The following is a 9996-nucleotide window of genomic DNA, read 5'->3' as shown; positions in this document are numbered from 1 at the left end:
CCTCCACGCCATGATCCGCGACGGCAGCCTCTACCACCCCCGAACCCCACTGCCAGCCACCGCCGCTTGACAAACCACATAGGGACACCCCCCGCTCGCAGCACCATCTCTCCCTCGGTGAGAACCGTGATCGACACCCCCTCAGAGTGAAGGTCGGCATTTGTGAGAATGCTGGCGCTCGTCCACAGCCTCGCGAGGGCGATGTCCTGCGCTCGATAGATGTCCGCGGCAAGCCGAAGATCGTCCCGTCGGTCGGGCGAGCGACACAGCGCTTCCAACCAGGTCGCGGCCGGCTCACCCGAGAGAACAACGCCTTTCGAGAACGCCGTCCGATTAGCTCGCAGCATTCGTTCCAGCCTCTCCTTCCTCCTGTCTCCCTGCGGGGATATACAGGATGGGAAGAACGAGACGACACCGACCACGGATATCGACCGGGAGTCGAGAGCCAGCCGGCTGTCATCGCAGTCGCGTCCCTGATTTCACGGTCATCCGGCGCTCACACACGTAAGACAACGCCGTGAGGGGGAACTCTTGCGGAAGATGAGCGAAATGTCAACGATGACAGCGTTGCCACGCCAGAAGGGTGCGCCTCAACCCGCCTGCCGAGGCGCACCCTTCGTCGCGATCAGGAGCAGGTCAGCGTCGGCATCTTGATTTGGACATTGTGATTCGAGTACTGCGTGTCGGCGAGGTGTGACAGCCGGATCCTGTAGCGGAACGTGTAGTTTCCGTCAATCTGGGGCGTGAACGTGGCGGACGCCGGGACCGAAGTCGCCGTATCCGGGTCGAGGTACGTCGCGCCTCCGTCCCGTCGAGGGTCAGTGGATGCCGTGTAGACCCCGCCGCCGCCAATCAAGACGTCGTAGGCGACGTAGGAGACGTTGTTTCCAGAACCATTCGCAAAAGCCGACCAGCTGAAGTTGTAGTTATGCCCGGCGACGCCCTTGAACGGGAACTCGATGTAGTAACTGAAGTAATTACTCCGAGTCGCGTCTTTTGTGTTCCACCACGACGTGCCGTCAGAAGTCCATCCATAATCTCCGGTGCCGCCCGAATCGCCATCGAGGCCGCTTGCGCCCGTCCACCCAGAGGATGCCGGAACAGTGGGGCACACAAAAGAGTTCGAAGCAGCCGCGGCGGGCGTGGCGACCGCGAGGGAAACGACCGGGATACTCCAGGCGGCCCCCTTCACCAGCGTGCGTCGAGCAAAGCCATCCTGAGCCGGAATGACCCAGTCACCTCCGAGAGTGATCTCACGCGTCGAATCCGATTGCTTAGTCAATTGTTCCTCCAGAGTGTTCATTGGTACGGCACCGATCATGAAGGACCGCATTCGACACGGGCAGCGGAGAAGGCGATCGCTTCGTAATCTCGGGCGGACCTTTCGGATATTCGTTCGCCGGAGCGGTCATCCGGCGCTCGAGCGCCCCCCTTACCGGGCTCCAGACCGCGGCCCGGCCCCGTTGAGTGACCAGACGCAGGGCCCGCGCCGTCCCTCGCCGACGGCGAACGCGTCACGAGTGCGCCTCCCGGTGTCCGCCGCGACGACAACCAGCTACCGTCACGAGGTGACCGCCCTACTGCTCGTGACCGGAGCCACCGTCATCTGGGCGCTCACACACCGCAGACTCCGGCGAATCGCGGTCAGCGGGCCCCTCCTCATGGCCGTACTGGGCGCCATCGCCGGCTGGTTCGTGACGGACGAGAGCACGCTGTTCTTCGACTCCAAGGCCGCGCTGCTGGTCGCCGAGGTGGTTCTCGCGCTGCTGCTCTTCGTGGACGCAATCGATGTGAAGGGTCCGCCCGGCGCGGCCCTCAGCGCCGTTCCGCTGCGGCTCCTGCTCATCGCCCTCCCTCTTTCGGCAGCGTGCATCCTCGCCGTCGGCCTCGCCCTGCCGCTCGGCCTCTCGCTCCCGGTCATCATCGCTGTGACGTGCATTGCGACGCCGGTCGACTTCTCCCCCGAGACGTCGATCATTCGCGACGCCCGGATTCCCGCACGCGTGCGGCGCTGGCTGAGCATCGAGAGCGGCTATAACGACGGTCTCGTCACACCGGTTCTCCTCGGCGCCCTCGCTCTCGCCGCCGAGTCGGCGCGACCGGAGCAGAACGCGCTGACCACGTTCCTCGCGGCAGCGCCGGCGGGTCTCATCGCTCTCGTCGTCGGCGCGGCCCTTGGCGTGGGCGCAGGACGCCTGTTCCGGTGGGCCCGCGCCGCAGGATGGGCGGACGGCCAAAGCATCCGGATCGGTCTTCTCGCTCTGCCCGTGCTCACCTTCGCCGTGGCCGTCTCGGTGAACGGCAACGGCTTCGTCGCGGCATTTGTCTGCGGGATCGCGTTCCGTCTCGCCCGCGGTCGCGGCTGGGATGACCGCTCGGAGACGCCCCTGGTCGAGGACGTGACGTCCTTCTTGACGCTTCTGCTCTGGTTCGCTTTCGGCCTGATCGGGATCATTCTGATCACCGGGTCGGTGGACTGGTGGCCGGCCCTGTTCCTCGCGCTCTTCGCCCTGACGGTCGGCCGCATCGGCCCCGTCCTCCTGGCCCTGCTCGGCACGAAGACGACCAGGAAGGACCGACTCGTCATCGCCCTTCTCGGCCCGCGGGGAGCGGCCTCGATCGTGTTCGGCCTGATCGCTTTCAACGCCCTCCCGTCGGAGGACGGCTTCGATGTGCTGGCCGCGACGGGCTTCGTCGTCGGCGGCAGCCTGCTCCTGCACGGAATCGGCGGTCCACTGCTCATCCGACGGCTGTACGGCGCAGCCGAGCGGCACTGAGGTTTCGCGCTCGACGGGGCTCCGATCGCGACGTGAGCCCGTTCTGCGCGCAGTCTCGCCGGCTGAGGGAACCACGGACCGTCGAGGGAGCCCGTCATCACGGGCGGTCTCGACGGTTGGGGGTTCCCCCGGTGGAGGAAGCTCACCCTGTGCCTGATTGTTTGGAGGAGCGCCGACGGTGGAGGTGGTTCAGCACTGCCCATCCGATCAGCAGGACGACCGCCTGGGTGATCGCGATGATCACCGGCTTCCACGGATCAACTGCCCCGAGCATGGTCGAGACGCCGTTGCCGGCCATCGTCCCAACGAACGCGACCGCGAGGAAGCCCCACGGCGACCACGTCCTTGATGCGGCCGCGCGATTTCGCTGATGAGTCAAGTTCGCACACTCCCTTGAGTTGTGAATACATACCTGTCTTCGCGGGGGAGATTCGACGAAATCCCCTGAGCCTGGTTTCATCCGAATGCGTAGGCACGTCACCGAGGAAACCCCGGACCGTCATGGGCGCCCGTTACAACGGGCGGTCTCGACGGTTCGGGCTTCCCCGGGTGAAGGATGCGAGCGTGCTGTCAGCAGGTGACCGCGCCGCCGATGATGCCGGTGAGCATGCCGCCTGTCGCGGCCGCGATCGCGCCGGGTCCGGAGATTGCGCCGAGGAAGCCTCCGGTGGCAGCGCCTGCGACGCCCGCCCCGGAGACGCAATGACCCCACTCCTCAGAGCCCCAGTCGCTAGTCAGCCTCAGCACTTCCCCGCCCCTCGAGCGGAGTCGCGAATTGTCGTCAGCAGTGAAGTGGAACGTCACCGTGTCCGGGTCATCGATCGTCCAGAAGCCGCTCACTGTCCTGCCTGTGCCGACCTCGACTGTCGTGGGCAGGTCATCGGAGGTGACGCTCCATCAGTGATGCCCACGCCGCCACCGTAACGAGCACGGTTCCAATCCTCATCGCGAATTTCATCATTGTCTCCCTGTCCGTGGTTGTTTGGAGGAGTGCCGACGATGAGCGAGGTTCAGCACCGCCCACCCGACCAGCAGGACGACCGCTCGCGAAACGGTAGCGATCACGGTCTTCCACGGATCGGTCGCCCCGAGGACGGTAATGACACCGGCACCGACCATCACCCCCAGGAACGAGACCGCCAGAAAGGTCCAGGGTGTGAACTTCATTTGATGACGCCACCCGGTTCTGCTGATCTGTCATGTCTGCACACTCCCTTGAGTTGTGAATACCTGTCAGTCTTAACAGCGAAGTGCGTGAGCTCCGACAAATTCTCCTGAGTTCAGATTCATCCGCACGCGCGGGATCCAGCTCAGGGTTCCCCCGGCGGCGGGGATGGGGCGTGCTGGAGGGATGCCGGTGCACGTCCTCATGCGCGATGCCGCACCTCCCGATTGGGGGGTGAATGAGAGGCTCATGACCGGAATTGCGGCGGTTGTCGTCCATGCGTGCCGCCCCGCTTGAGGGGCCGGACTTTCCAGACCCCGTACACTCGGCGGGTCGACGGCTGTGAGCGACCGTCGCGAGCGGAGGGGATGGCCGTGGGGGTCGGGTTCCGGCGGAGTGGGGAACTCCGGATATTGACGCGTCCGCGCCTGGAGCCGGCGGGCGATCCACTGATCCGTGGCAACAACCGCTGCCGCCTGTCTGGCACCCTGACGATGCCCAGCGGCCCAGGTCTCGTGCGCCCCTCGGCCCTCGCGCCGCCGTGGGAAGCGCCACTGATCCGGCTAATCAGGGCTGGCGCACCCGCCGCTGACCTGCACGAGGCGACCGCCTCCTTCCCCGAGGGCTCGCGAGTGGCGGTCGCCGTCGAGCTGGTTCGCGACGCCCTCCGCTCCCCCGAGGACGACCGTGCGACGCGGCTCGCCTGCTGGCTCGTCCGCCTCCGCTACGACCCGAGCACCGATTCGTTCCTTCGCCGGTACGGGATAGTGCTCACCGTGCGGCTGCCCCTGAGCGGGGGGCTCGACGTGGAGGTGCCCCTCGACGGCACAGCGCTACGGCTGGTCTTCGCCGAACTCGCCTCGACGCTGGACCCGGGCGGCGCGATCGCCGCGGTCGAGACGCTCGAGCCGTCAACACTCGCCGCATCGACGCTGGCCGCGCTCTACTGTGCTCGGCGCCGCTGGCACGATGTTGCGCGGTTTTCGGCTCCGGTCGAGAACCTCGACGCCGCCTCCGCCGCCGTACTCATCCGCCGGGGGATCGCACTGCGGGAACTGGGACTGATCGACGGCGCGCTCGACGCGTTCGGCCGGGTCGTGCGCCCCGCCGTCACCAGCACACGTCCGCTCGAGCTGCGGGCGGAGGCGCTTCTCGAGCGGGCAAGCACGCATCTGGCCGAAGGGCGGTGCGCGCCGGCCCGCCGCGACCTCGAGCGGGTACTCACGCGGTATCCGTGCAGCGCCGAGGCACAGGAGCTGCTGGCGGCGGCGAGCCGCTGAAGGGTTCTCGGTGGGGGATCTCCATTCCTCTCGTTAATGTGAGCCACGTCTCTGGCATCGCCTGAGCACGTGGCCTGACCGAGACGAAGGACGCGCCACCGCAGCGCCGTGCTGGTCGAGTTGGACTACTCTCGCCATCGCTGACAATCAGTCATGGATGGGGGGCGAGGACGTGTCGTCCAGTTTTGGGGAAGCCTCCGCCGCTCCTGTAGTCAGTTCTCGCCTACTACGAAGTGCGTTCTGGCTTTTCCTCCTGGCTGGGATCGCGAACATCACCTTCCTCCTCGCCGCCCCGGCGCTCAGACGTCTTCACTCCATCAATGAGTTCTCGCGGCCGTTCCTTCCGGAGTTCCCTGCCGCTGCCGCGCTCGCACTCGTGGCCTACGGGGTCCTGGCCTTCGGGATTCGCGCGCGGACGGCGCTGGCTTTCCGGCGGGCTGCCCTTCTCCTCGCCGGCGCGACCCAATTCGTCTTCGCGGTGTCGAGGCCGCAGCCGCATACATACCCGATCGAGTATCTGGGGCTCTTCCTGGTCACATTCTTCGCAGCTCCGGCCGTCGCGTGGGTCGCAGCCGTCTCCGTGATCGCCCTGCCCGCTCTTCCTCTGGGGGCACGCCTCGCACTCGTCTTCCTTGCACTGCTGCAAACCCTCGGCGTCGTCTCAGCCTTCGCCGGATGGGGCCCGCTTTTCGGCGGTCATGACTACATCTTCGACAATCCGCTCTGGTCCGCCGTGATGCAACTCGGAGCCTCACTATTCCTCGCACGGCCCGCTTTCACCTGTCACCATTTCCGTCCGATCGAAAGAAGATAACCTTTATGAAAACGGGGATAACCCTAGCACTCAGCGCTCTTGTGCTGATATCAGCTGCCCTATCGTCAGGACCGGCGTCGGCGGACACCCTCGACGCGATTCCAGTCGCCAAGCAGCTTCCCGAGAGCTGGTCGTATTAGCGACATCACGCAACATTACGTTGATGAGCGCGGCGCCAACAGGATCGAGGCCGATCGAGTGCGGGGAGAACTTCTTGCTCATATCGAGAACATACACGGGGTGAAAGAGGCCGGCTATCTGATTTCCGCCGTCGATGATGAGACCGGCGGGCTCAAGATTCTCTGGCACGGAGACGGTGACGAACGGCGACAGGACGTCATTTCTGCCGCTAACGAAGCCCACCTGCCAGTCGCATTCGTCGAATATCCTTTCAGCTGGGAGGAGGTCGACAAGCAGGCGAGGAAAATCGCAGCAAGACGAAACGATCTTTCACAGCTCGGCTTCAGCCTGTCCGGAATTTCCACTGTCGCTTTCGACCGCCCATCCCTTGTGGTCGAGGGAGCCCTGATGCAGCGAAGCCTCCCGGGCGTCAGCGGCGTCGGCGCATCCGCAAATGGCGCGATCAGCGAGGTTGAGGACATTGTGCGAAGTGAGGGCTCCATCCCGGTCGACGTGAGGCTGGCAGATCCGCTGACACCGATCAGCGCACGGCCTTCGCGAACGACGGACGTGCCCTCCTTCTCGGGAGGAGGATTTATGCGCAGCTTCATAGCGCTCCAGTCATTCTCTAAAGTCTGCTCGATGGCTTTTACGCTACGTATCAACGATGTAGAGAGACCTACAACAGCACGCCACTGCCAGCCAGCCGTTGCAGGCGGGTCCTGGCGAGCCTACAACTCCGATTCCTCCTCTTACGGCGCCACGGACATCCGCGGCGATCGCACCGGAACCGCCACATTGGCAAGTAGAGGAGTTGGTTGGACTTTCGATGGCGGGCCGCAGAGTACTGACATCGTGCCCGTTCGAGGAATGCAAAAAGTCGGAGTAGGAAGCCTCGTATGCACCGACGGAGGAAATTCAGGAGTGCACTGCGACGGCAAGGTCGTCGACGTCGGATTCCTGATAACCTCCGACGAGGAAGGAGACTTTTATACCATGCGCGCCGAGCAAGTCGATAAGAAGGTGCTCGGAGTGAGTGGTGACAGCGGCGGACCAGTTATTGTGCCCTGGTCTGACGGCTTCGGAGCGGTCGGCATCATGCAAGCGGCGGGCGGCACAGCATCGTGCGGGACGACGAACCATTCCGCTGTCGACTGCGGATGGGCCGTTCTCTTCTCCGATATCTACACCGTCTCGGCCGACCTGGGCGGGACTCTGGTGACCGGCTGACAGTGTGCTCTCGAGTGCGCAATTGACGCGAAGGGAGGAGGGGCGGGCCACGACGGCGCCGCCCCTTCTCTTAAGAGCTCGCGCTCAGCCCTCGGCTTGCGACGGCTTGCCCTCGGCGGGCAGGACCTCGTGCGGGGTGTCGCGCTCATCCTCGCCCTCGGCCTGCGATGGCTTGTCGGTCTGGTCAGCCGGGTCCTCGACGGGGCTCGGGGTCTGGTCGGTCATCGCAGTCCCTCCGGCTCGTCGGATGTGGCGGATGGCTCGGGGTGCGCCTCGAACTCCATCCACGCGCGCTCCAAGTCGGCCTGCGCCGCCTCCGGCTCGCTGGCGAAGTAGCCGTCATAGATCGCCCGGCCACCGTGCTCCGGCAGGTCGCCACGGCCGCCGTAGGTCTGCGCGAACACGCCGACCTCGTCGTCCCTCTTCTGCTGATCCCGCAACCACGCGGGAAAGGTCTGCGTCATGGATGACACCTCTCTTTCTTGATGCCAGCCAATCGCTCCACCCGCAGCGCGGCAACCCCTTCCGCTGCCCACCCCACCCCCGCCTCTTCTCCGTCTCCCCCGCCGCGAGATGCCAGTTGGGTACGCGAGAGGCCGAAGAGAACGTACTCAAGAGGCATATCGCGGCGAGGGGGCGGGGCTGGGGGCTACTCTCCTGGGCGGGGAGAGGCGAAAGCAGAGTGAGTGTGGTGGCGGCAGTGTGTGAGGTTGCGGTCGGCGGCGGACGGCTACGGGGGCGGAGGGTGAGCACGCCGGACGGCGACGCGGTGGCGTTCCTGGGCGTGCCGTATGCGGGGGAGGCGCCACGATTTCAAGCGGCGCCTCCGGTCGAGCGCTGGAGTGGGGTGCGCGACGCGCGCGAGTCGGGACCGAGCGCTCCGCAGACCGCGGGCGGCAGCGAGCAGGGCTGCCTCACCGTGAACGTGTGGGCACCAGCCGGGGCGGAGGGACGTCCCGTCCTGGTCTGGGTCCACGGCGGGCTGCACGTCGCCGGGTCCAACGCCGAGCCGTTTTGCGACGGGGCGCGTTTCGCCGCCCGCACCGGCACCGTCGTCGTCGCGGTGAATTACCGGCTCGGTTCCCTCGGCTTCCTCACTCTCGACCATGTCCTCGGCGACGAGGTCCGCGACTCCGCGAATCTCGGGCTGCACGACGTCATCGCCGCACTTGCATGGGTACGGGCGGAGATTGCGGCGTTCGGAGGCGACCCCGACCGGGTGACGCTCGCCGGGCAGTCCGCGGGGGCGACGGCGGTGGCGATGCTCCTGGCGGCGCCGGCGGCGGAGGGGCTGTTCGGGCGGGCGGTGCTACAGAGCGCGAGCCCCGAGCGGATCGGCTCGCGCGAGTACGGCGAGGCGGTGACGACCGAGCTGCTGGAGTTGCTGGGCGCGGCGCCCGAACAACTCCTGAACCTGCCGTGGCAGCGCCTGGTCGAGGCTCAGGGCCGGCTGCTCGCCCGCCGATCCGCCGCGGGGCCGAACACGGAGGCCGTGTTCCGGCCGAGCCTCGACGGGAGGCTGCTGACCCGCGACCCGGTCTCGGCGGTCGCGGCCGGAGCGTCGCGCACCGTCGATCTGATCGTGACGACGAACGTGAACGAATCGTCGGGCGCAGTGGATCTGACGGCGCCCGATACTTCGGCGCTGCGGGCGATGCTGGAGCGGCACCTCGACGTGCTGCTCCCGGAGTGGGCGGGGTCGCGGGCGGTCGCGTATCGGGAGGCGCTGGCGGCAGAACTCGGCCGGGAAGCCTCCGATGCACAGGCGCTGGAGGCGTGCGTCACCGACGAGATCTATCGGCAGCCGAGCCAGCGGCTGCTCGACGCGCGGATCTCGGCTCCTGGATCGACCCGCGCAGCGCTCTTTACGTGGCGGCTGAACGACTCCCGGGGCGCCACCCACTCACTCGAGCTGCCGTTCCTGTTCCGCCATCTGGATGACTCCGCCGCCGCTTGCGCCGCGCTCGGACCCGCCGCGCCGTGGAGTCTGAGCGATGAGATCGGTTCGCGCTGGGCGGCGTTCGCCGCGACCGGCGACCCCGGCGCTGACTGGCCCGAGTACGGCAGCGCCCGCGACACCCTCGTGCTCGGCACCTCCGTGCACTGCGCCCGCGCACCCCGCGAGCACCTGCGCCGCCTCGTCGCGCGCGCTCGCACCTCCTGAAGCCTTCGCGCTGAGGTGCCCGAGAGTGCTGCGATTTGAGCGACTTCGCTGCATTTTCCGGCACCTCAGCACGGGCGCGAGGGGTGGGGAGTTGTGCCAGGAGGCTGGCATGGGGCGACACTGGCCGCGGAGCGGGCGGGGAGTCGATACGGTCGTCACACCCACTGACGAGAGGAGCCGACCATGACGCATGCCAAGCGTACGAAGCGCTTCCTCGTCTCCGGGACCTGGACCGCCTGACCCGCACCGGTCTCGCGCCTCCGCCCGCTCGACGGACGAGAGGCGCTGGAGACCGCATCGACGAGAGTCGCCACCCGAAGGGTCCTCTCGCCGCGGTGCCTCCAAGCACCCCGGGGGGTGTCCCTATGTGGTTTGTCAAGCGGCGGTGGCTGGCAGTGGGGTTCGGGGGTGGTAGAGGCTGCCGTCGCGGATCATGGCGTGGAGGA

At 66.6% G+C, this 9996-nt stretch carries 12 protein-coding genes; 5 read left to right on the top strand and 7 right to left on the bottom strand.

What is annotated here, in order from left to right; translation table 11 throughout:
* The coding region (locus B0H03_RS16945; protein WP_207774258.1) for a hypothetical protein at positions 1 to 422 on the bottom strand (422 nt) is incomplete at its 3' end.
* Positions 423 to 625: 203 nt separating this feature from the next.
* On the bottom strand, positions 626 to 1282 hold the full coding sequence (locus B0H03_RS15625) for a hypothetical protein (protein ID WP_127844058.1): 657 nt from the start codon (positions 1280 to 1282) through the stop codon (positions 626 to 628).
* A gap of 286 nt (positions 1283 to 1568) precedes the next feature.
* Between B0H03_RS15625 and B0H03_RS15620 the strand changes: the two genes are divergently transcribed.
* On the top strand, positions 1569 to 2777 hold the full coding sequence (locus B0H03_RS15620; RefSeq protein WP_241560467.1) for a cation:proton antiporter domain-containing protein: 1209 nt from the start codon (positions 1569 to 1571) through the stop codon (positions 2775 to 2777).
* A 142-nt stretch (positions 2778 to 2919) separates the two neighbouring features.
* Here the strand turns inward: B0H03_RS15620 and B0H03_RS16325 are convergent, their stop codons facing one another.
* From B0H03_RS16325 to B0H03_RS15610, 3 genes are all read right to left on the bottom strand, one after another.
* The gene (locus B0H03_RS16325) at positions 2920 to 3156 is read right to left on the bottom strand and encodes a hypothetical protein (RefSeq protein WP_127844057.1); all 237 of its coding nucleotides are present in this window, start codon (positions 3154 to 3156) and stop codon (positions 2920 to 2922) included.
* Between the two features lie 191 nt (positions 3157 to 3347).
* Positions 3348 to 3617, bottom strand: coding sequence for a hypothetical protein (locus B0H03_RS15615; RefSeq protein WP_104266083.1), 270 nt, complete (start codon positions 3615 to 3617; stop codon positions 3348 to 3350).
* Between the two features lie 117 nt (positions 3618 to 3734).
* Positions 3735 to 3944 (bottom strand): hypothetical protein, encoded by a 210-nt coding sequence (locus B0H03_RS15610; protein WP_104266082.1) that lies wholly within the window; start codon positions 3942 to 3944, stop codon positions 3735 to 3737.
* A 411-nt stretch (positions 3945 to 4355) separates the two neighbouring features.
* Between B0H03_RS15610 and B0H03_RS15605 the strand changes: the two genes are divergently transcribed.
* The 3 genes from B0H03_RS15605 (at position 4356) to B0H03_RS16320 (ending at position 7386) form a co-directional block, all read left to right on the top strand.
* Positions 4356 to 5222, top strand: coding sequence for a tetratricopeptide repeat protein (locus tag B0H03_RS15605; RefSeq protein ID WP_104266081.1), 867 nt, complete (start codon positions 4356 to 4358; stop codon positions 5220 to 5222).
* A gap of 172 nt (positions 5223 to 5394) precedes the next feature.
* Positions 5395 to 6036 carry a hypothetical protein gene (locus B0H03_RS15600; protein ID WP_133248953.1) on the top strand — a complete coding sequence of 214 codons (642 nt, stop codon included), beginning with the start codon at positions 5395 to 5397 and terminating at the stop codon, positions 6034 to 6036.
* 198 nt (positions 6037 to 6234) lie between these two features.
* Positions 6235 to 7386, top strand: a complete 1152-nt coding sequence (locus tag B0H03_RS16320) for a chymotrypsin family serine protease (protein ID WP_127844055.1) — start codon at positions 6235 to 6237, stop codon at positions 7384 to 7386.
* An 84-nt stretch (positions 7387 to 7470) separates the two neighbouring features.
* Here B0H03_RS16320 and B0H03_RS16825 read toward each other — a convergent pair whose 3' ends face one another.
* Entirely contained in the window at positions 7471 to 7611 is a 141-nt protein-coding gene (locus tag B0H03_RS16825) for a hypothetical protein (protein ID WP_160487414.1), read from the bottom strand.
* The gene (locus B0H03_RS16820) at positions 7608 to 7850 is read right to left on the bottom strand and encodes a hypothetical protein (protein ID WP_104266077.1); all 243 of its coding nucleotides are present in this window, start codon (positions 7848 to 7850) and stop codon (positions 7608 to 7610) included. Before B0H03_RS16820 ends, B0H03_RS16825 begins: the two co-directional genes overlap by 4 nt.
* Positions 7851 to 7852: 2 nt before the next feature.
* On the opposite strand from B0H03_RS16820, the gene B0H03_RS15585 reads away from it, so the two are divergent.
* Positions 7853 to 9550 (top strand): carboxylesterase/lipase family protein, encoded by a 1698-nt coding sequence (locus tag B0H03_RS15585; RefSeq protein ID WP_272914923.1) that lies wholly within the window; start codon positions 7853 to 7855, stop codon positions 9548 to 9550.
* Positions 9551 to 9996 lie beyond the last annotated feature (446 nt).

The sequence above is a fragment of the Rathayibacter iranicus NCPPB 2253 = VKM Ac-1602 genome, assembly GCF_003149025.1.
Taxonomy (GTDB): domain Bacteria; phylum Actinomycetota; class Actinomycetes; order Actinomycetales; family Microbacteriaceae; genus Rathayibacter; species Rathayibacter iranicus.
This window is presented reverse-complemented; position numbering and strand designations above follow the sequence as displayed.

Bases quoted from the DNA above. Each gene is read 5' to 3' on its own strand.
- B0H03_RS15610 (WP_104266082.1), bottom strand. From the start codon at position 3,944: ATGAAGTTCACACCCTGGACCTTTCTGGCGGTCTCGTTCCTGGGGGTG.
- B0H03_RS16825 (WP_160487414.1), bottom strand. From the start codon at position 7,611: ATGACCGACCAGACCCCGAGCCCCGTCGAGGACCCGGCTGACCAGACC.
- B0H03_RS16820 (WP_104266077.1), bottom strand. From the start codon at position 7,850: ATGACGCAGACCTTTCCCGCGTGGTTGCGGGATCAGCAGAAGAGGGAC.
- B0H03_RS15585 (WP_272914923.1), top strand. From the start codon at position 7,853: ATGACACCTCTCTTTCTTGATGCCAGCCAATCGCTCCACCCGCAGCGC.